The 20,214-nt window shown below is 66.2% G+C and carries 22 protein-coding genes; 11 read left to right on the plus strand and 11 right to left on the minus strand.

All coding sequences use genetic code 11. The features are described from left to right. Positions 1 to 223: 223 nt before the first annotated feature. Together L5G33_RS12145 and L5G33_RS12150 are read left to right on the plus strand one after the other, a co-directional pair. On the plus strand, positions 224 to 2,251 hold the full coding sequence (locus L5G33_RS12145) for a CocE/NonD family hydrolase (RefSeq protein WP_236998446.1): 2,028 nt from the start codon (positions 224 to 226) through the stop codon (positions 2,249 to 2,251). Continuing rightward, entirely contained in the window at positions 2,248 to 2,973 is a 726-nt protein-coding gene (locus L5G33_RS12150) for a copper homeostasis protein CutC (protein WP_236998447.1), read from the plus strand. The genes L5G33_RS12145 and L5G33_RS12150 overlap by 4 nt, the downstream gene beginning before the upstream one ends. 3 nt (positions 2,974 to 2,976) lie before the next feature. Here the strand turns inward: L5G33_RS12150 and L5G33_RS12155 are convergent, their stop codons facing one another. The 8 genes from L5G33_RS12155 to L5G33_RS12190 all read right to left on the minus strand — a co-directional run bounded on the left by L5G33_RS12155 (position 2,977) and on the right by L5G33_RS12190 (position 11,769). Next, positions 2,977 to 3,453 carry a hypothetical protein gene (locus L5G33_RS12155; protein ID WP_236998448.1) on the minus strand — a complete coding sequence of 159 codons (477 nt, stop codon included), beginning with the start codon at positions 3,451 to 3,453 and terminating at the stop codon, positions 2,977 to 2,979. Beyond that, positions 3,450 to 4,355, minus strand: coding sequence for an acyl-CoA thioesterase (locus tag L5G33_RS12160; RefSeq protein WP_236998449.1), 906 nt, complete (start codon positions 4,353 to 4,355; stop codon positions 3,450 to 3,452). Before L5G33_RS12160 ends, L5G33_RS12155 begins: the two co-directional genes overlap by 4 nt. Positions 4,356 to 4,416: 61 nt before the next feature. Beyond that, positions 4,417 to 5,850, minus strand: coding sequence for a pyruvate kinase (gene pyk, locus L5G33_RS12165; protein WP_236998450.1), 1,434 nt, complete (start codon positions 5,848 to 5,850; stop codon positions 4,417 to 4,419). A gap of 89 nt (positions 5,851 to 5,939) precedes the next feature. Next, positions 5,940 to 7,601 carry a prolipoprotein diacylglyceryl transferase gene (lgt, locus tag L5G33_RS12170; protein WP_443669347.1) on the minus strand — a complete coding sequence of 554 codons (1,662 nt, stop codon included), beginning with the start codon at positions 7,599 to 7,601 and terminating at the stop codon, positions 5,940 to 5,942. 66 nt (positions 7,602 to 7,667) lie between these two features. After that, on the minus strand, positions 7,668 to 8,468 hold the full coding sequence (gene trpA, locus L5G33_RS12175; RefSeq protein WP_236998452.1) for a tryptophan synthase subunit alpha: 801 nt from the start codon (positions 8,466 to 8,468) through the stop codon (positions 7,668 to 7,670). Next, complete coding sequence (gene trpB / locus L5G33_RS12180) at positions 8,465 to 9,772, minus strand: tryptophan synthase subunit beta (protein WP_236998453.1); 1,308 nt, start codon at positions 9,770 to 9,772, stop codon at positions 8,465 to 8,467. The genes trpA and trpB overlap by 4 nt, the downstream gene beginning before the upstream one ends. A gap of 82 nt (positions 9,773 to 9,854) precedes the next feature. Beyond that, entirely contained in the window at positions 9,855 to 10,673 is an 819-nt protein-coding gene (gene trpC / locus L5G33_RS12185; protein WP_236998454.1) for an indole-3-glycerol phosphate synthase TrpC, read from the minus strand. Between the two features lie 91 nt (positions 10,674 to 10,764). Next, positions 10,765 to 11,769, minus strand: a complete 1,005-nt coding sequence (locus tag L5G33_RS12190) for an iron-containing redox enzyme family protein (RefSeq protein ID WP_236998455.1) — start codon at positions 11,767 to 11,769, stop codon at positions 10,765 to 10,767. A gap of 224 nt (positions 11,770 to 11,993) precedes the next feature. Between L5G33_RS12190 and L5G33_RS12195 the strand changes: the two genes are divergently transcribed. The 5 genes from L5G33_RS12195 to L5G33_RS12215 all read left to right on the plus strand — a co-directional run bounded on the left by L5G33_RS12195 (position 11,994) and on the right by L5G33_RS12215 (position 15,255). Continuing rightward, positions 11,994 to 12,674, plus strand: coding sequence for a catalase family protein (locus L5G33_RS12195; RefSeq protein WP_236998456.1), 681 nt, complete (start codon positions 11,994 to 11,996; stop codon positions 12,672 to 12,674). A gap of 3 nt (positions 12,675 to 12,677) precedes the next feature. Then, positions 12,678 to 13,457, plus strand: coding sequence for a HemK2/MTQ2 family protein methyltransferase (locus L5G33_RS12200; RefSeq protein WP_236998457.1), 780 nt, complete (start codon positions 12,678 to 12,680; stop codon positions 13,455 to 13,457). After that, complete coding sequence (locus L5G33_RS12205) at positions 13,454 to 13,657, plus strand: CDGSH iron-sulfur domain-containing protein (RefSeq protein ID WP_236998458.1); 204 nt, start codon at positions 13,454 to 13,456, stop codon at positions 13,655 to 13,657. Before L5G33_RS12200 ends, L5G33_RS12205 begins: the two co-directional genes overlap by 4 nt. Before the next feature lie 89 nt (positions 13,658 to 13,746). Continuing rightward, complete coding sequence (locus L5G33_RS12210) at positions 13,747 to 14,343, plus strand: DJ-1/PfpI/YhbO family deglycase/protease (protein WP_236998459.1); 597 nt, start codon at positions 13,747 to 13,749, stop codon at positions 14,341 to 14,343. A 6-nt stretch (positions 14,344 to 14,349) separates the two neighbouring features. Then, complete coding sequence (locus L5G33_RS12215; RefSeq protein WP_236998460.1) at positions 14,350 to 15,255, plus strand: alpha/beta hydrolase; 906 nt, start codon at positions 14,350 to 14,352, stop codon at positions 15,253 to 15,255. 77 nt (positions 15,256 to 15,332) lie between these two features. Here L5G33_RS12215 and L5G33_RS12220 read toward each other — a convergent pair whose 3' ends face one another. Next, positions 15,333 to 15,800 carry an SRPBCC family protein gene (locus L5G33_RS12220; protein WP_236998461.1) on the minus strand — a complete coding sequence of 156 codons (468 nt, stop codon included), beginning with the start codon at positions 15,798 to 15,800 and terminating at the stop codon, positions 15,333 to 15,335. Positions 15,801 to 15,943: 143 nt separating this feature from the next. Between L5G33_RS12220 and L5G33_RS12225 the strand changes: the two genes are divergently transcribed. Both L5G33_RS12225 and L5G33_RS12230 read left to right on the plus strand, forming a co-directional pair. Next, positions 15,944 to 16,294: an ectoine synthase gene (locus tag L5G33_RS12225; protein ID WP_236998462.1), complete on the plus strand. Its 351-nt coding sequence runs from the start codon at positions 15,944 to 15,946 to the stop codon at positions 16,292 to 16,294. Positions 16,295 to 16,345: 51 nt separating this feature from the next. Then, the gene (locus L5G33_RS12230) at positions 16,346 to 16,657 is read left to right on the plus strand and encodes a GlsB/YeaQ/YmgE family stress response membrane protein (protein WP_236998463.1); all 312 of its coding nucleotides are present in this window, start codon (positions 16,346 to 16,348) and stop codon (positions 16,655 to 16,657) included. Between the two features lie 18 nt (positions 16,658 to 16,675). Here L5G33_RS12230 and L5G33_RS12235 read toward each other — a convergent pair whose 3' ends face one another. Beyond that, positions 16,676 to 17,314, minus strand: a complete 639-nt coding sequence (locus L5G33_RS12235; RefSeq protein WP_236998464.1) for a response regulator transcription factor — start codon at positions 17,312 to 17,314, stop codon at positions 16,676 to 16,678. A 135-nt stretch (positions 17,315 to 17,449) separates the two neighbouring features. On the opposite strand from L5G33_RS12235, the gene L5G33_RS12240 reads away from it, so the two are divergent. Next, positions 17,450 to 18,157, plus strand: coding sequence for an ANTAR domain-containing protein (locus L5G33_RS12240; RefSeq protein ID WP_236998465.1), 708 nt, complete (start codon positions 17,450 to 17,452; stop codon positions 18,155 to 18,157). Between the two features lie 62 nt (positions 18,158 to 18,219). Next, the gene (locus L5G33_RS12245) at positions 18,220 to 19,392 is read left to right on the plus strand and encodes an alcohol dehydrogenase catalytic domain-containing protein (protein ID WP_236998466.1); all 1,173 of its coding nucleotides are present in this window, start codon (positions 18,220 to 18,222) and stop codon (positions 19,390 to 19,392) included. Here L5G33_RS12245 and L5G33_RS12250 read toward each other — a convergent pair. Then, the gene (locus tag L5G33_RS12250; protein ID WP_236998467.1) at positions 19,382 to 20,149 is read right to left on the minus strand and encodes a SigB/SigF/SigG family RNA polymerase sigma factor; all 768 of its coding nucleotides are present in this window, start codon (positions 20,147 to 20,149) and stop codon (positions 19,382 to 19,384) included. The genes L5G33_RS12245 and L5G33_RS12250 overlap by 11 nt on opposite strands. Between the last annotated feature and the right edge of the window lie 65 nt (positions 20,150 to 20,214).

The raw sequence follows: 20,214 nt of genomic DNA on the forward strand, positions 1-20,214 counted from the left end.
GTGAAAGTCTACTAGGACCGTTCCACGCGAACACAACTCGGGTCGTCCGAAGCGTTCACCGAAGCCTGAGATCCCCCCTCGACAGTGACTGATCGAACCCTTATGGTTACTTGAGAGTCAGGTCACGGAAAGATGTCGACAGCGCATCGCTCGCACCAGATCTGGCCCCTCGGGGAAGGTTTGTGAACGAGTGATCACTCGATTGCGCCGGAGGATCCGGCACTTGTCCATCGCAGCGGTCGCGGCGACGACTCTCGTCGCCGGGGCCGGGTTCGTGCCCATCGCGTCGTCCGACGCGAGCGCCGACGTCTACGGCGCGCTCGGCGCGAAGTGGACGCGCACGCACGACGGACCGCAGAAGTATGCGGGCTACACCGCGAAACCCGATGTGCCGATCCGCATGAGTGACGGAACAGTGTTGCGCTCCAACGTGATCCGTCCGACGGACCGCTCCGGCAAGGTGGTCGACACCAAGCTGCCGACGATCGTGACGATGACCCCGTACACCAAGATGGTGTCCGCGCTGGCGTCCGAGGTCATGAACTACCCGGTCCTGGTCCCCCAGCTCATCGATCTGCTCAACGGGATCAACGCCCGGGGAACGTTCCTGTCCGGCTACAACGAGTTGGTCGGCGCGCTGCGCGGCGGCCTGGTCAACACGTTCGCGTACGACCCCCAGCTGGTGAAGAGCGGGTACAACATCGTCGTCGTCGACGTCCGCGGGACCGGCTTCTCACAAGGCACCTGGCAGGTGTTCGGCGACCGCGAACGCAAGGACACCGTCGAGGTCGTCGACTGGGCGAAGAAGCAGAGCTGGGGCAACGGAAAGGTCGGCATGTCCGGCGTCTCCTACTCAGCCATCAACCAGTTGCAGGCCGCCGCTGACAAGCCGGGCACACTCGACGCGATCTTCCCCGTGGTCCCGGGAGCCGACCTCATCCAAGACGTCATCGCCCCGGGCGGCGGCGTCGGATTCGGATTTCTCGCACCCTGGTTGACCCTGGTGAACGTCTCGAAAATGATTCCGAACGTCGCGTCCATGCTCAACGGAACCTTCGACTGGCGCTGGTTCGCCGACCGGGTCAAAGATCCGCTCACCTACTTCGACGTGCTGATCGAAGCGTTGACGACTCAGTCGCCGACGTCGCTGCACGGCACCACCCGACAGCTCGTGACGGCAGACTCGAACCGTCGGAGATCACTGTTCACCGACGTGTCGAAGGTGACGACGCCGACCTTCGCGATCGGCGGCTGGAACGATCTGTTCACCAACAGCGAGTCACGTCTACTGACGGGACTGTCGCAGTTGCCGAGCAGCCAGAAGAAGCTGATCATGGACGACGGATACCACATCACGTCCAGCTCGAACTTCGGTCAGAAGGGCTACCCGCCGCGCATCGACGTGCTCGCTCGAGCCTGGTACGACAAGTGGCTCAAGGGGATCGACAACGGCGTCGACCGCTACTCCTCCGCGACTCTCGCGTCCGAGCCGAACGGCTGGTTCGTGCAGGGCCAGACCTACCCGCTCCCGGGGCACCGATACCAGCGGCAGTACTTGTCGGGCCGTTCGTCGGGCACCACCCGAACACCGGTCGCTGGCGACGGGTCGCTGTCGGCGACCGAGCCCGCGACCCGCGCCACCCGTCAGGTGAAACCCGGTCTGTCGACGCTGTGCAGTCGTGACTCGGCCCAGGCCGCGGTCGGCATCACCGCGATGTTCGACTTCTGCGGTAAGGACTCCCGGGTCTCGGAGATCGCGGCGCAGACGTTCACATCCGCACCGGCGAAGGTCTCGACGAGCGTCAGCGGCACCCCGGTCGTCCATCTGCGGCAACGTCTCACCGCGACGGACGGCTACTGGCATGCGACGGTCAACGTCGTCTCGCCCGACGGCCGGTCGACGACCGTGTCGATGGGGCAGCTGATGGTGTCGCTGCGGGCAATGGACACCGAACGGAGTTCGTACGGCCCGAACGGTGACCTGACCGATGCGATCCCGAAGCTGTCGCTCTCCGACTACCAGAAGGTGAAACCGGGACAGGTCCTGGACGTCGACATCCCGATGACGGCGACTCAGGCGAAGCTGCGGCCGGGCGACCGCCTCCGCATCGACGTCTACGCCTTCAACTTCCCGAAGTCGGTTCCGCTCGGGCCGGAGCTGTGGTCGTCGCAATTGCGTCCGCAGTACATTGAGATCGATCCGGCGCATCCGAGTTGGGTCAACGTCCCGCTGTCGCATCCGCTGCGGTGACAGCTCTGGAGATCGCGGTCCAGGACGCGGCGGGCGCGGCGATCGCGCTCGCCGGCGGAGCGGATCGTGTCGAGCTGTGCGCCGCGCTCGGTGCGACGGGAGGACTGACTCCCACCCTCGGCTCGCTGGAGGCGACCACCGCAACCGGGGTGGGCGTCCATGTGCTGATCAGGGGGCGTCCAGGCGGATTCGTCTACACGCGGGCGGAGGTCACGACGATGGCTGCCGACATCGGTCATCTCGTAGGCGCGGGGGCATCCGGCGTGGTGATCGGCGCCCTGAACGAGGACGCCGCCGTCGACCGTGACGCGACGGCCTCCCTGATCGCCGCAGCGCGGGGCGCCGGTGCTGTCGACGTCACGTTCCACCGAGCCCTTGACGCCGCCGCCGACCCGCTCGTCGCCCTGCAGGTACTCGCCGAACTCGGTGTCGATCGGGTGCTGACGTCTGGAGGTGCGCCGACGGCCGGTGACGGCCTCGACGTGCTGGCCGCGCTCGTCGAGGCCGACAGCGGTGTGCAGATTATGGCGGGCGGCGGTGTCCGACCAGACACCGTGCCCGAGCTCGTAGCGATCGGTGTCGACGCCGTGCACCTGTCGGCGCGGACGCTCGTCGCCGATCCGGGCAAGTCGGGACCGGGCGGCGGTGTGTCCGGCGGCCTGGAGGCGACCGACCCCGACGTCGTCGCAGCGGCGCGGCGGGCACTCGGCACTAGGCACTAGGCACTAGGCGAACAGGTAGCCGTTCGACAGCGCGGCCGGGGTCACCACTTGGCGGTAGCGCTCGCCGATCCGCACCACATAAGCGTCCACCACCGGGAGGTCCCGGACTTCGAACTCGGCGAGACACGTCTCACCTGCCAACCCTTCGAGTCGTGAGAGACGGGTGACGGCGAGCGGCTCGTCGGGGCCGGCCTCGCGACCGGTCGCATCGTAGATCGTCACAGCGTCGCCGAAGGCCACCGGGATCGAGCCGGCGACTGCTCGAGTGCCGCAGTCGACGGTGACCGCTCCGGTCGCGGTGATCGTGGACCGCTCGTGAAAGCCTTCGATCACTGCGACGGTTCCCGCGATGATCGCGGCGAGGACGACGACGATGCTGGCGATCCGGATCGGCCACTTGTACCGACGCTGCCAACGCTTCGGTGTCAGTGGCGGCCCCGGAGGAAGGTGGAACCGGACGTCCGACGCGTGAGCGGTCACGAGCGCGGCGGGAAGTACTTGATCAACGCCTCCTGCACGACGGACGCGGCGAGCACGCCGTCGCGGGTGAAGAGACTTCCGGATCCGATACCGCGCGAGCCTGCGGCGACCGGCGACTCTGTCGCGTACAGCAGCCACTCGTCGAAACGGAACTCGCGGTGGAACCACATCGAGTGGTTGACGGTCGCCGCGAACAACCGGTCGAATCCCCACGACAGTCCGTGTGTGGTGATGATCGAGTCGAGGACCGTCGTATCGGACGAGTACGCGAGTGCCGCGACGTGCATCAGCGGGTCGTCGGGCATCGGGCCGTCTGTCTTCATCCACGCCCGATTGTGGTTCAGATGCTCGCCTGTCCCCTTCAACTTCCATGCGGGCGCGTTGACGAACCGCACGTCGATCGGATGGAGTGCCTTCACGAACGCTTCGACGGTCTCCTCATAACCTTCGAAGTGATCGCTGATCGGCGGTAGATCCTCCGGGTACGCGACCTCGGGGATGGCGACGGCGTGTTCGAGGCCGGCCGCATTGTTCTGGAAGGCGACGAGCATCGTGAAGATCACCTCGTCGTCCTGGAACGCGGTGACCTGCCGATTGGCGAACGGCTTGCCGTCGCGGAATCGGTCGACCCGGTATTCGAGCGGCTTGGTGACATCACCGCCGCGAACGAAGTGCGCGTTCACCGCGTGGACGGGTGGGGCGCCCTTCGTCAGCGTGCGACCTGCCGCGACGATGCCCTGCCCGAGCAGCTGACCGCCGAAGGTCCGCGGGCCGACCTGCTCGGGATGCTGCCCGATGAACACGTCGTCGTCGACGCGCTCCACATCGAGCAGCTTCAACAGGGTCTGCAGGTCGGCCGACGCTTCGGCGGCCACGGAGTCTCCGGCGGTCTCGGTGCTCATAGGGCTCCACCCTATGCGACACCCGGCCCGGCGGCCGTAGTCGCCAGCGGCGCTGTCGTATTCAGTGGTCCTGTTCGCCGATGCGGTGCACGTGGACGAAGTTGGTCGAACCGATCACGGACGCCGGGGCACCCGCGACGATCACGACGGTGTCCCCGCGTTGCAGCCGGCCGTTGGCGGTCAGGACCTCGTCGACCTGATCGATCATCGCGTCCGTGTTCTTCATCCGCGGCACGAGGATCGGGTCGGCCCCCCAACTCAGCGCGAGTTGATTCCGGGTGGCCTCCGTCGCGGTGAACGCGAGGAGAGGAGCGCGCGGGTGCAGGCGGGCTACGCGACGCAGGGTGTCGCCGGACTCGGTGAAGGTGATGATCGCCGACGCGTTGAGACGTTCGGCGATGTCGCGGGCGGCGAACGTCACGATGCCGCGGCGAGTACGAGGGACGTGCGTCAGTTCGGGCACGTCGCGGGTGCCCTCCTCGACCGCGGTGACGATCCGCGCCATGGTCTGCACCGTCTCGTTCGGGTATCTGCCGACCGACGTCTCACCGGACAGCATCACAGCGTCGGCGCCGTCGAGCACGGCGTTGGCGACGTCGGATGCTTCGGCGCGCGTCGGCCGCGAGTTCTCGATCATCGAGTCGAGCATCTGTGTCGCGACGATGACGGGCTTGGCGTTCTCACGCGCCATCTGGATCGCGCGCTTCTGTACGAGCGGCACCTGCTCGAGCGGCATCTCGACGCCGAGATCACCGCGCGCGACCATGATCGCGTCGAACGCGAGGACGATCGCTTCGAGATTGTCGATCGCCTCGGGCTTCTCGAGCTTCGCGATGACCGGCACACGGCTACCGACTCGATCCATTACCTCGTGCACGAGTTCGATGTCGGCGGGACTCCGGACGAACGACAGAGCAACCATGTCGACGCCGAGTTCCAACGCGAACTCGAGGTCGGCGACGTCTTTCTCCGACATCGCGGGCACCGAGATATTCATCCCGGGCATCGACAGGCCCTTGTTATTGCTGACAGTGCCGCCTTCGGTGACGTTGCAGACGACGTCGTTGCCGTCGACGTGATCGACGGTGAGTCCGACCTTCCCGTCGTCGACGAGCAGCCGGTCACCGGGACGAGCGTCCTGGGCGAGCTGCGAGTACGTCGTCGACACGCGATCGTGGTTGCCGATCACGTCGTCGACCGTGATCCGGATCTGCTCACCGTTGTTCCAGTCGACCGCCCCGTTAGGGCGTCCGTTGTCTTCGAACTTGCCGAGACGGATCTTCGGGCCCTGAAGATCGGCGAGGACACCCACGGCTGTACCTGTGTTGACGCTGGCCGCGCGTACCGCCTCGTAGACACTGCGATGGTCGCTGTGCGCACCATGGCTGAAATTCATTCGGGCGACGTTCATTCCGCACTTGACGAGCGCGGTGATCCCTTCTTCGGTGTTGGTAGCGGGGCCCAGAGTACAAACGATCTTGGTTCGACGAGTCACACCCCAAGGCTATCCGGCGGGCGCGCACAATTCGAACCTACTGGCGCGTACCCCAGGTGGTTAACCCCTTGTTCGCTTGCCGACGCCCGTCAGGCGTCGCCCTTGTCGGATTCCTCTGAATCGTTCGACCGGATCTCGATGGCCCCGATGTCGTGCCCCGACGTGCTTTCGACGACGGCGATCTCGTCGAGATCAAGCCCGTCCAGGCTCGACACGATCGTGTATCCGCGTCCGGATTCGGATTTGGCCTCGGATTCGGATTCGGTTTCGGCAGCCTGTTCATCGGCTTCCGGATCGGACACGTCGGACTCGCCAGTCTCCGACGCGCCAACCTCGGACTCGGCGGTCTCGGGGTCGACAGTCTCGGGCTCGACAGCCTCAGATGTGGCAGCCTCGAGCTCCGCCGCTTCACTGTCAGGAGCTTGGGTGTCAGGGGCTTGGGTGTCAGGAGCTTGGACGTCAGCCAGCTCAGCGTCGGCGTCGGCGTCGGCGATCGTGCCGTCCGCTACTGGGTCGACCTCTACTGGGTCGACCTCTACTGGGTCGACCTCTACTGGGTCGACTTCTACTGGGCCGTCCTCGAGCACGTCGGGGTCAGTCCCATCGTGGGTCGTTCCGGTCTGGTCGTCGACACTCTCCGCATCATCGTCCAGTTGATCGAACTCGTCGAATTCGTCCCTGGTATCGGTCCCCCTCGCAGCCCAACCCGCGTCCAGCTCATCTGACTCGTCGAGCTCATCAGGCTCGTCAGGAACCGCGAATTCTCCGTCCTCATCATCTGGATACTCGTCATCTGGATACTCGTCGTCGTCCAGTGCAGGCGGGACATATCCGAGGTGCCCCTCGTCGGCGAGCTGTTCGGCACGGTCTGGCCAGAACATCGATAGCCCGGTCTCGCGGCCGCGCGGTGCCATCACGACGTAGAGCGCGGCGCCGAGGAATACCAGTGCGGAGACCAGCACGTTGACGCGCAGACCGAGAATGTGAGTCGCCTCGTCGGTGCGCATCAGCTCGATGCCGAACCGGCCGACACAGTAGCCCGCGACGTAGAGGGCGAACAGCCTGCCGTGGCCGATCTGGAATCGCTTGTCGAGAAATACCAGCAGCGCGACGACGAGCAGGTTCCACAGCAGTTCATACAGGAACGTCGGGTGAGCGACTTCCAGAACGTTGCCGTTCGAGACGCCGTCGATCACGGCGATACCGCTACGTCCGGTGTCCGGGTCGACGCGTTCGAACAGTTCCAGACCCCACGGAACGGTCGTCGGCTCGCCGTAGAGTTCCTGGTTGAAGTAGTTGCCTAGCCGGCCGATGGCCTGGGCCGCCAGGATCGCCGGAGCGATGGCGTCGCCGAACGACGGAAGTTTGATGCGCTTCCACCGGCAGCCGACCCATCCGCCGACGGCGCCGAATGCCACCGCGCCCCAAATGCCGAGACCGCCGTCCCACACTTGAAATACGGCGCCAAGCCCCTTCCCGTCGTCCCCGAAATACCGCCACCAGTCGGTGATGACGTGGTAGATCCGGCCACCGATCAGACCGAACGGAACGGCGATGAGCGCGACGTCGAGGACGTCGCCCGGCTGCCCGCCCCGGGCACGCCACCGACGGTCGCTCCACCACACGGCGACGACGATGCCGATGATGATGCACAGCGCGTACGCGCGGACGGGCAGCGGTCCGAGAGTCCACACGCCTTGCGGCGGGCTCGGCAGGTAGGCAAGAACGTGTCCGGCAGTCACACGTGCCACAGTAGTGCACCGGGCGAGACCTCCTCGAACGCGACGCCGCGTTCGACGCCCGGCACTAGAGGATCGTCAGATTCGCGCGCGCCGTACGCCCCGCGCGAGGTCGTCGATCAGGGCGGCGACGGCCGGCTGACCTTCGTCGACCGCGGACACGATCGCCGAGCCGACGATCACACCGTCCGCGTATGCGCCGATCTCCGCGGCCTGGTCGCCGTTGCGGACGCCCAGCCCGACGCCGATCGGGATGTCCGAGTACTCACGGACTCGCGCACACAGGTCGGGTGCCAGGTTCGACACCGACGACCGGGCGCCGGTCACGCCCATCGTCGACGCCGCATACACGAACCCTCGGCATGCGTCGACGGTCGTCGCGATCCGCTCGGGCGTCGACGACGGCGCGACGAGATAGATGCGGTCGAGGTCGTGGGCGTCGGACGCGGCGTGCCATTCGTCGCCCTCCTCCGGAATCAGGTTCGGGGTGATGACGCCGACTCCGCCTGCTGCAGCGAGGTCCCGCGAGAACGCGTCGACACCGTACTTTCCGATTAGGTTCCAGTAACTCATCACGACCGGCTTGGCGCCTGCGTCGGCGACCGCTTCGGCCGCGGCGAAGACGTCACGCACGCGGGTGCCGCCGGCGAGCGCGTGCACGGCGGCCTTCGCGATCGTTGGCCCGTCCATGACCGGATCCGAGTACGGGATGCCGATCTCGACGATGTCGCAGCCCGCCGAGACCATGGTGCGCAGCGTCTCCAACGACGTCGGCAGGTCCGGGTAGCCGACCGGCATGTAGCCGATCAGTGCGCTGCGGTTCTCCGCGCGGCAGGCCGCGAAGGTCTCGCCGAGGCGGCTGGCGGGTGCGGTGGTCACTGGTTGTCCCCTGCGATAGAAGCGGCGTATTCGGTCTCCGACGGCGGCTTGCCGTATAGCCCGAACCACGTCGCCGCGGTGTCGACGTCCTTGTCGCCGCGACCGGACAGGTTCACGACGATGATCGCCCCCTCGCCCAGTTCCTTGCCGAGCTCAAGTGCGCCCGCGACCGCGTGCGCTGACTCGATCGCCGGGATGATGCCCTCGCGGCGGGACAGCAGCTTCAGCGCGTCCATCGCCTCGGTGTCGGTCACCGGGCGGTACTCGGCCCGTCCGATGTCTTTGAGGTGAGCGTGCTCGGGTCCGACGCCCGGATAGTCGAGACCCGCGGAGATCGAGTGCGATTCGACGGTCTGGCCGTCCTCGTCCTGCAGGAGGTACGAGTAGGCGCCCTGGAAGGCCCCCGGGGTGCCGCCGGTGAAGGTCGCGGCGTGGCGACCGGTCTCGACGCCGTCGCCCGCGGCCTCGAAACCGACGAGTCGTACGTCGGCGTCGTCGACGAACGGGTGGAAGATGCCGATCGCGTTCGAGCCGCCGCCCACGCACGCGGTGACGGCATCGGGCAGACGTCCGGTCTTCTCCTGGATCTGACGACGCGCCTCCATCCCGATGATCCGCTGGAAGTCGCGGACCAGCATCGGGAACGGGTGCGGCCCGGCTGCGGTGCCGAAGCAGTAGTAGGTGTCGTCGGCGTTGGTCACCCAGTCGCGCAGCGCCTCGTTGATCGCGTCCTTGAGGGTCGCCGAACCGGATTCGACGGCGACGACCGTGGCACCGAGCAGCTGCATTCGGGCGACGTTGAGCGCCTGGCGTTCGGTGTCGACACGCCCCATGTAGATCAGGCAGTCGAGGCCGAGGAGCGCACATGCGGTGGCGGTGGCGACACCGTGCTGACCCGCGCCGGTCTCGGCGATGACACGCTTCTTCCCCATCCGCTGAGCGAGCAGTGCCTGGCCGAGGACATTGTTGATCTTGTGCGAACCCGTGTGGTTCAGGTCCTCGCGTTTGAGGAACAGTCGTGCGCCGCCCGCGAGTTCGCTGAGTCGCTCCGCCTCGTACAACGGTGACGGCCGCCCGGCGTAGTCGCGCTGCAGCCGGTCGAGTTCGTCGAGGAACTCCCGGTCGCTGCGCATCTTCTCGTAGGTAGCGGTGACCTCGTCGATCACGGCCATCAAAGCTTCGGGGACGTGGCGTCCGCCGTAGACGCCCCAATGGCCGTTGTCGTCGGGTCCGATCGGCGAGACGTTCGCGACGCCGTCGCTTGCCTTGGGAAATTCGGTCGGATCGGTCACGGGGTCAATCATCCTCGTCTGGGTCGCGGAACGGCAATTGAATATCGGCGCGGTTCGGTGGACGCGACCGGTGTGCGGGCTGGGCGAACCGGAGTCAGCGCGCAGGCTTGGGGCACGACGGGTGTGCGCCGGCCGCCACCAGGTCGGAGACTGCGGTGCGCGGATCTCCGGATGTCACGAGGCCTTCACCGACGAGGACGGCGTCGGCGCCCGCCCCCGCGTATGCGAGGAGATCGGCGGTGCCGCGGACACCGGACTCGGCGACGCGCACGATGTCGGACGGCAGGCCCGGCACGATCGACGAGAAGACGTCACGGTCGACCTGCAGGGTCTTGAGGTCGCGGGCGTTGACACCCACGACAGTCGCTCCGGCTTCGAGGGCGCGGTCGGCTTCGGCTTCGGTGTGGACCTCCACCAGTGCTGTCATCCCGAGCGACTCGGTCCGGTCGAGCAACGAGGCGAGCGCCTTCTGTTCCAGAGCCGCGACTATCAGCAGGATGACGTCCGCGCCGTGCGCGCGAGCCTCGTGAATCTGGTACGGGCCGACGATGAAGTCCTTGCGCAGCACCGGAATGTCGACGGCGGCGCGGACGGCGTCGAGGTCGGCGAGCGATCCCTTGAACCGGCGTTCCTCGGTGAGCACGCTGATGACGCGCGCTCCCCCGGCCTCATACGCTTTCGCCAGTTCCGCCGGGTCGGCGATGTTCGACAGCTGGCCCTTCGACGGACTCGCTCGCTTGACCTCGGCGATCACCGCGATGTCCGGTTGCCGCAGCGCAGCGGTCGCGTCGCGGGGGTCGGGAGCCTTGGCCGCGAGCTCCTTCACGGCAGCGAGATCGAGGACAGCTTCGCGCGCAGCGACATCCGCCTTGACCCCGTCGATGATGGAATCGAGCACTGACTGATCGCTCACTGCGACGCCCCTTTCTCGCGCTGTGCCTCAAGAGTAGGCAAGCCGTTCTCAGGGCCACAGTCCGGGGTGTGTCCGCACGGGACGGGCGGGGTCAGACCCCGGTCAGTGACGCTCCAGAGTTCCATGCGTCGAGCAACGCGGACTCGAGACGGTCCTCGACGACCTGCAGCGCGGCGATGCCGAACAACACGTCGTCTTCGAGCGACGGTTCGTCTGCGAGCAGCGGCGCGACGACCTGATCTCGCATCACGAGTTCGTGGACGGCGTCGGCCTCGACGTGCTCGCGGTAGAACCGTCGAGCCTCCTCGGGCGCACCGATCCGCTCCAGTCCGGCAAGCAGTCGCGCCGACCCGAGCGGCGACGTCACCTCGGTCGCCGCGAAGTGTCCGACGGTCGCGCCTCGGCGGGAACGACGCAGCCCGAGGCACGACATGAGGTTCACCGGCGCGAGCGCGAGTGCGGGAGCCGTCGACAGATATCCGAGATAGGCGTCGTTCAAGCCCATCGCCGACAGAAGGTCCGCGAACAACTCCTGGTGGACGCGGTCTCCGTGGCCTGCGCCGTACTCGTCGAACTCCACAGCGACGAACGCAGCCTTGGCCTGGCCCCGCAGACGAGGGATCGCCCAGGCGTGCGGATCGGCTTCCTTCAAGTGATAGAGCGACCGTACGGCGAAGTAGTCGGCGAACTCGCTCTCGGTCCCATGCCTGCGCAGGAACTCGGACGCGCCCGTCGGCACCGAACTCGCGAGAGCACCAAGTTCCGCGTCTGCGGTCCGGCCCTCCGCGGACGGCGGGCATTCCTGTTCGACGGCGTCGAGAAAAGCCTCTTCGAGGCGGACCCGGGCCGCTATGACGACCGGATCCCATTCACAATCACGGCCTGCGTCCACCCAACCCCGATAGTGGAGTTCGTGGCATACGGTCAACGCGAGCTGGACGTCATCGCTCCACGGGTCGACGTCGTCCGGCACCCGAACGTGCGCTGGCGCGTGCGCGGAGTCCGCTCGCACAGCGTCAACGAGTTCCTCCGACACCGGGCCGCGCGGAGCGGGCAGCAACGCCTGGCCGATCCGCGACGCCGACACTGCAACCATCTATGCCACCTGTCCTTCCTCGGGCCGTCCGTCCTGCGCTTTCCAGGGGGCGCCACAGACGTATGGGCTCCACAGACGTAAGTTACCCCGGCTCAGCAACATTCAAACTCCGAACGCCCAGCGGCGCGCGATTGACATTCCGCGAAATGGGTACTCCACATCAGCAACGCCGGACACTATGGACGGTGTGGCCGCACGTACCGGCACGAACTGGAGGTCCACTCATGAACTCGTCAACGTTCGCCTCAGTCGTCGATCCCGTGATCGACAGACTCACTCCGGACGAGGGCGGTCGGATGCTGCACCGCAACGGTCTCGTCTTCGCCGGGCACTTCGTCGCCGAATCGAGCGACCTGCCGATCGCATCGGGTCCGGTGACCGTGCGCGTATCGAAGGCTCTCGGTCTTCCTGGGAAGGCTCCCGACGTCGTAGGAGCCGCGGTGCGATTCCTGCCCGAGGCGGCCGGTGACAGCGGCTGGGATCTGATGTTGGGCGGGCCGGCAAGACGAATCGTCAGGCTGCCGATCGTCCGACCCGCTATCGGCTGGGGCCGGGTCCCGCTCGCTGCGGACTGTGAATACAACTACGGGGAATATGACTACGGGGAATATGACTACGGAGAGTCACGCTGGCGCATATCCGGGGAACTGCTGGCCCCGACGACCGGAACGGGACTCGACACGCACGCGTTGACGAGGGCACTGTCTCAGGCGCCCGCCGTCCTCACACTCGCCGCGAAGTGCGAGGGTGCGCCGACCGCCCCGATCGGCACTGTTGAGTTCGGTGGCGCACAGTTGCCCGACGACATCGACTTCGACCCGATGCGAACGCCGCAGCGAGTGCGTCCCGTGCGGGACTGGTGGGACGACGTCTGCCGAGCCGGCTACCGCGGGAGGAACGGCTGACTCATGTCTGTCCCCCTCGCCGCGACCGGATCTACCCGGCCCGAATCTGCCCCGTCCGAATCCGCCCCGTCCGCATCTGCCCCGTCTGCATCTGACGCGTTTAGGGCGCACGCCGTCCCGGACGACGTGTATCAACCGCAAGAGGACACCGCGTTGCTCATCGACGCGATGACCGATAGGGACCTGCGCGGTGTGCGAGTACTCGACCTCTGCACCGGTTCGGGTGCGGTCGCGGTCGCCGCCGCACGTGCAGGCGCCCAGGTCACTGCGGTGGACTCGTGCCCGAATGCGGTCGCCGCGACCCGTCGGCGCGCAGCCTACGCCGACGTGGAACTGAACGTCGTCCACGCCGACCTGGCCGGGATCGACCTGACTGGATTCGACCCAAAAGGATTCGACCCGAAAGGATTCGACCTGGTCACCTGTAATCCACCGTATGTGCCGACACCGCCGGGCAGTGCGAGCTCCGCGGACGGACCGAGTCACGCGTGGAACGCGGGCCCCGACGGTCGCGCCGTCCTCGACGTGCTGTGTGTCGTCGGCCCCCGCCTGCTCGCGCCCGGGGGCGCGATGCTCATCGTGCAGTCCGAACTCGCCGACGTGCCGCGTTCGCTCGACGCGTTGCGCGCGGCCGGTCTGCACTCCACGGTGGTGCGCGAGCGAGAGATCCCATTCGGCCGCGTCATGACCTCGCGGCGCAGCCGCCTCGTCGCCGCTGGCCTGTTGGATCCGCACGCGGGCACCGAGTCGATCGCCGTGATCGGAAGCGAGGCTCCGAGATGACCGGCGAACAGCCGAGAAGAATCAGGGTGATCAAGAAGGGGCCGATCCTGGTTGACGGTCCGGTAGACATCGAGGGACCCGACGGATCGCTCGTCCACTGCGACCGATTCCAGGTCGCGATCTGCGCATGTGGGCTCAGCGCGAACGCGCCGCTGTGCGATGCGAGCCATCGCCGGCTGCTGCGCCCTCGTCGGCGGTGACGCACTCCGACGTTTACCCCACCCGCTGTCGCGGGTACCCCGGCACACACGTGTGGCGATGAACTGACACATGGTGAAAGGAGAGGACGATGGCCGATAACAATCAGACGCATCACGGCGCGACGACGCACGGAGGCTCGACCGATAAGCCTCTCGACGGAAAGACGATCGCGATTCTCGCCGCCGACGGCGTGGAGCAGGTCGAGTTGACTGCGCCCCGCGATGCCGTCGAAGAAGCTGGAGCGACCACTGTGCTGGTATCGCTGCGGCCCGGAGAAGTGCAGGCGATGAACGGCGACGTGGAGGTGGCCGACCGATTCCGTGTCGATCGTGTGGTCGCCGACGTCGCCGTGGCCGACTTCGACGGACTCCTCCTACCCGGTGGTACGACGAACCCCGACAAGCTTCGTCAGGATGCGCATGCGGTCGACTTCGTCCGCGGCTGCATGCATGCGGACCGACCTGTCGGCGTGATCTGTCACGGCCCGTGGACCCTGGTGGAGGCCGACGTGGTCCGAGGCCGCACGTTGACCGGATATCCGAGTGTTCGCACCGACATCAAGAATGCGGGCGGTACAGTCGTCGACGGCGAGGTCGTCGTCGACGGGTCGTTGGTGTCGAGTCGGAACCCGGACGACCTGCCTGCGTTCTGCGCGAAGATCGTCGACGTTTTCGCCGCAGGGTAGCCGCGCATGACTTCTGTTCGCGCGAAGCTCCTCATCGCACGGATGAGGATCCAGCGAAATAAGCGCTTCTACGCGGACCCGGCGACCATGCGTAGGAGGCTGTCCGCGCACCAGTCGCCGCGTCGCGCCCGGCCCCCGGCATGGATGCGTCGGCGATACCGCGTGGAGGAAGTACTGGTCCACGACCACCACTGCTTCACCCTGTCACCGCGCGACGGCGTGACGTCGGACTGGCATTTGTTCCACATGCACGGAGGGGGTTTCGTCGAATCCCCGGAGCCCCACCACTGGCGTTTCGCCGCGTGGATGGTCGATCGGCTGGGGTGCCGATACACGATGCCGATGTACCCGTTGACGCCGAGCCACGATCACCGGACGATCGTTCCGATGGTCGAGGAGGCTTATCGGACGCTGATGGCGCCGACCGCCCCGAAGAACCGACTCGTCATCGGCGATTCGGCTGGCGGCACCCTCGCGTTGGGTCTGACGCGGCATCTCCGGGAGCAGGATCTCGAACAGCCCGCCGGAGTCGCGTTGTTCTCGCCGTGGATCGACTTGGCGACCGACGACGCGATGTCGGTCGAGATCGACCCCAGCGATCCTGAGTTGGGGGTGACGGGCCTGCGCCAGGCCGGACGCTGGTTCGCCGGCGCACGTGCGCTGGACGATCCGGAGGTGAGTCCGGCGTTCGCCGATCTCGACGGTTCGGCCCCGGTCGTCGTGTTCATCGGACACCGCGACATCCTGCTTCCGGACGCTCGGCGGATCAAACAACTCGGCGACGATGCGGGCGTCCGCATCGAGTTGAACGAGTACCCGGGCATGTTCCACAACTGGATCATGCAGCCGATCCCCGAAGGGCAGAGTGCCCGCGCGGAACTGCTCGACTTCATCGGCTCACTCGAACGCTGAGCGGTCCTCATCCCCGCCAGCCCTCAAGCCGTCTCGCGGGGGCTGGCGGGGTGTCGGAGGCCGTGCGCGTCAGTGGTTCAGTCGGTCGCCGCCTCGGCCGCGAGCTGGGCCAACGTGTCCTCGAGTTGGGTTTCGGTCACGAGCGGGAACTTGACCTTCTCCAAAAGATCCTTGTCGGTGACCTTCGACCAGTCATAGGTGTGCCGGACCAATGTGCTGTCCGGGCCTTGGGATTCGAGTTCCCACACCCATTCCCAGCCAGGAGGCTCGGTGCCTGCGGGTGCCGTCTGCCAGGCCAGCAGCTTGTCCTTGGCGTAGCCCGTCACGTGGTTGTCCGTCTGGTACTCGCCGCCCATGTGCGGACCCTCCATGTTCATCGTGAACACCTGCCCGACCTGCTGGATGCGGTCGGCGTGGTCGACGCTCCGAACGAATCCCGACCCGTCCAACCGCTGGTGGCGCTCCGGGTTGCTGAGCACGTCGAAAACGTGATCGACCGGGGCCTCGATAACTCGCTGCACTGTGACACTCGTTTGATCGCTCATGACTCCACCGTGCCGAAGGTCGACCAGACTGGCAACCCCGAGAACTGATGTGCTCTCCGATGTTTGGCCAGACTCGTCACGGGTACTCAGCCCGGCAGATGTATGTCGAAGCGGTGGATGCCACCGGAAGGGAGCACTCGGCGATGATCGTGCGAACAACGGCGGAGATCACCGGCACCGGCCGCCAGGTGAGCGGTGAGACGTGGACGTCCAAACGAATCGTCCTGTCCGACGACGACGCCGGATTCTCTTATCACGAGACGACGGTCGAACCGAACACCCGGACGCCGCTTCACTACCCGGACTATGTGGAGGCGGTCTGGTTGATCGAGGGCCACGGGACTCTCGCCGATCACGACAACGACCGCACGTACCCGCTCGCTCCCGGAACGATGTATCTGCTCGACAAGCATGAGCGGCACTCGATCATCGCGGACACGCGTCTACGGATGTACTGCGTGTTCGCCCCGGCGGTGCCGCCGGGCAGTGACTGACCAGTCCGCTGGTCGCCGACCGCAGCACCCCGAACACAACAGGAGACGATCATGTCCGAATACCAGCTCGCGGCAACGGAGATCCTTGCCCGCTCGTCCACGTTCACGTCCGTCGGATGGATCGGCTACATCATTATCGGCGGACTGGCCGGCTGGCTCGCCAGCAAGTTGACGGGCGCCGACGCCCGGATGGGCATCCTGGCCAACATCGCCGTCGGCATCGTCGGCGCGCTGCTCGGCGGCTACATCCTGAGCTTCTTCCTCGACACCGCAAGCGGCGGAATGTGGTTCACCTTCGCGACCGCCTTATTCGGCTCCCTGGTGCTGCTCGGCATCATCGGCGCCATCGCACGACGACGCTGACGCCGCCTCGCCGACGCGCTACCGGTGTGGCCGATCGGGCACGAAACCGTGCTGTGCTCCCCACAGCACCGCCTGTGCCCGAGTGGCCACGCCGATACGGCGATAGCAGGTGCGGATGTAGGTCTTGACCGAGTTGATGGAAAGTCCCGTGTGGTCGACGATGTCGGCATTGCTGAGGCCCTGGGTGATGAGCGCCAGGACTTCGGCCTCACGTTGAGTGAGCCCTTCCTCGCGTCCGGGCCAGTCGCCCGAGTTGAACGCCGCGGTGTCGGCGCGGTCGGCGAAGACCTTCGCTGAGGGGCCACCACGGTGAATCTCCTCGAGCGCATTCACGAGTTCGGCCGCAGGCAACTTCTTCGAAAGGAGCGCGGCGGCTCCGGCGGCGAGCGACCGCGAGACGGCGGAGTCGGAGATCTCCCACGAGTACACGGCGACCTTGCCGACCCGATCGTTCATGGCCAGCCCGGCAATGACTTCCCGATCCGACAGTGGATTAGCGAACGAGTCGTAGAGCGCGATGTCGACGTAGTCCACCACGTCGCCTGACGTGGAGAGCGTCTGAACCTGTACCCGACCGGTGTAGAGGCGAAGCATGTTCGCCAGGCCCCGCACGACGACGTCGTAATCGTCGATGAGCGCCACTCGAACCGGTTCCATACCCAAACCCTATCTTTGCCGAATACACCCCAAAGGGTGAACCGTTTAACCCTTTGTGTCGCCTAGTGTCTGTAGCGGCGGCGACCGCCCGTCCCCGCCCGTATGCCGCCGACACTGAAGTAGGACGCCCAGACCATGCCCGACCACGATGACGCGGTGTCGACCGTCGAGGACACAAACTTTCGGTTCGGCAGGTTCTGGTACTACATCGACGAGGACCGCTGGCAGTGGTCAGACGAACTGGCCCGCTTGCACGGCTACGAATCGGCCGCGGTGGTCGTGCCCACCAGTGATGTTTTGCTCCGGCACAAGCATCCCGATGACAAGGAGCGGGTCGCTGAACTGATCGAGCGGGTGAGGCGCGGGGACGAACCGTTCAGCAGTCGACATCGGATCGTCGACCTGATCGGGAACGTCGTTCCGGTTATCGTGCTCGCCGAACTCATCGTCGACCCGACCACCGGCAGGCGACGTGGCACGTCCGGCTTCTACGTGGCCGAACCGCCGACGAGAGCCATGACAGCGACGACAGACGCGTACGTCAAGAAGATCCCGGGTAGCGGCGGCATGGACATCGACGAAGTCGTGCGCAGGCGTGCAACGATCGAGCGCGCCAAGGGCGCGCTGATGCTCGTCTACCGACTCGACGAGCAGCAGGCGTTCGACCTTCTCGTATGGCGATCCCAGGAGTCGAACACCAAACTGCACACTTTGGCTGCGGTGATCGAGACGCGGTTCGCCGAGGTGGACGTGTCGTCCGCGACACGATCGAGTTTCGATCAGGTCCTGTTGAGCGCGCACGAGGAGTACTCGGCCTCCCGCCGGGATGAACTCGACGTTTGACCTTCGACGCCGCGGGGAACCTCGTCTCACAAGAGTCATCCGACGATGTGAGGAGTGAGCTGATGCGTGCCGTCACATGGCAGGGAAAGCGCGACGTGCGGGTCGAGGACGTCCCCGATCCCAGAATTCACGAGCCTACCGATGCAGTAATCGAAGTGACCTCCACGAACATCTGCGGGTCCGACCTGCACCTGTACGAAGTGCTGACCCCGTTCATGGAGTGCGGCGACATCCTCGGGCATGAGGCCATGGGCACTGTCGCGGAGGTAGGAAGCGAAACCGGTGACCTGCGCGTCGGGGACCGTGTGGTGGTGCCGTTCCAGATCTCGTGCGGCGACTGCTTCATGTGCGATCGCACCCTGTACACCCAGTGCGAAACCACCCAGGTCCGCGACCAGGGCACCGGTGCCGCGCTGTTCGGATACTCAAGTCTGTACGGTTCAGTCGCAGGCGGCCAGGCGGAGTACTTGCGCGTCCCGCAAGCCCAGTTCACTCACATCAAGGTCCCCGATGGGCCGCCCGACAGTCGATTCGCCTATCTCTCGGATGTCCTTCCGACCGCCTGGCAGGCGGTCGAGTACGCGGACGTTCCCGACGGCGGGTCGGTGACAATCCTCGGACTCGGCCCGATCGGCGACATGGCCGCCCGCATCGCCGCGCATCGCGGAATGCGCGTGATCGGTGTGGACCGAGTACCCGAGCGTCTCGCTCGAGCAGACGCACACGGCGTCGAGACCGTGTCGACCGATGAGGACGTCGCCGCCTTCGTCCGTGATCGAACCGACGGTCGGGGAACCGATTCCGTGATCGATGCGGTGGGGATGGAAGCGCACGGGTCGCCGGTGGCCGAGACGCTGCAGAAGGCCGTCGGCTTCTTACCTGATCCCATCGCGCGTCGGGTGAACACCACCGCTGGAGTCGATCGGCTGTCCGCGCTATACATGGCGTTCGACGTCGTACGTCGAGGAGGGACCGTATCTCTCTCGGGCGTCTACGGCGGCGCCGCCGATCCGATCCCGCTGTTCAAGCTCTTCGACAAGCAGGTTCAGATCCGAATGGGCCAGGCCAACGTCAAGAAGTGGACCGACCAGATCATGCCGCTGCTGAGCGACGCCGACCCGCTCGGCGTCGACACCTTCGCGTCGCACGAACTGCCGCTAGCCGACGCCGCCGATGCGTACGACAAGTTCCAACGCAAGGCCGACGGCTATGTCAAAGTGATGCTTAAGCCGTAACGCACACACCAGCGAAGGACTGTAGATCAGCGATCGACCGTCGAAGCAGTCGGGAGACGTGCATCTGAGACATCCCCATGCGCTTTGCGATCGCACTCTGCGACAGGTCCTCGAAGTAGCGGAGACCGATGATCTTCCGCTCACGAGGACGCAGATGTGCCAGCGCGGGACGGAGCGTCTGCGCATCGTTCACGAGATCGTAGTGCGGGTCCTCGCGGCCTACCCGTTCGCTCGTCGGCCGATCGTCGTCACCGCCCGCCGGGCTGTCGAGCGACACCGTCGCCGTCGCGGCCGCGGCGCGTCGCGCCTCCTCGACCTCCCAGAGGTCGACACCCAGGTCGGTGGCCAACTCGCGTCGCGTCGGCGTCCTACCGAGGACCTGTGTCATCCGACTCTCACTCTCGCGCAGCTGAACCGAGAGGTCCTTCAGGCGGCGAGGAGCCCGCAGCATCGCGGTTCGATCCCGGAAGTGCCTGCGCACCTCGCCCATCACAGTCGGGACGGCGAACGACAGGAAGTCGGCGCCGCGAGAGGGCTCGAACCGATCGATGGCCTGCACCAGGCCGAGGCGCGCGATCTGCAGGAGATCATCGCGGTTCTCGCCTCTGCCCGAAAACCGCTGCGCGATGTGCTGGGCGAGCGGGAGGCCTGCCACGACCGCTTCATCTCGCAGCGTCTCGCGGCGTGGGTCGTCATATCGTAAGGACGCACGTTCGGTCAGCAGAGCTCTCACGTGGTCGTACTCGTCATTCGTCATTCCAGAGTCCCTCCTACGTCGACCGCACAGATCGCGACGCACGCGGCGTCGCCTGCGGTGCGGTG

The sequence above is a fragment of the Gordonia liuliyuniae genome, from assembly GCF_021738805.1.
In the GTDB taxonomy this organism is placed as follows: Bacteria; Actinomycetota; Actinomycetes; order Mycobacteriales; family Mycobacteriaceae; genus Gordonia; species Gordonia liuliyuniae.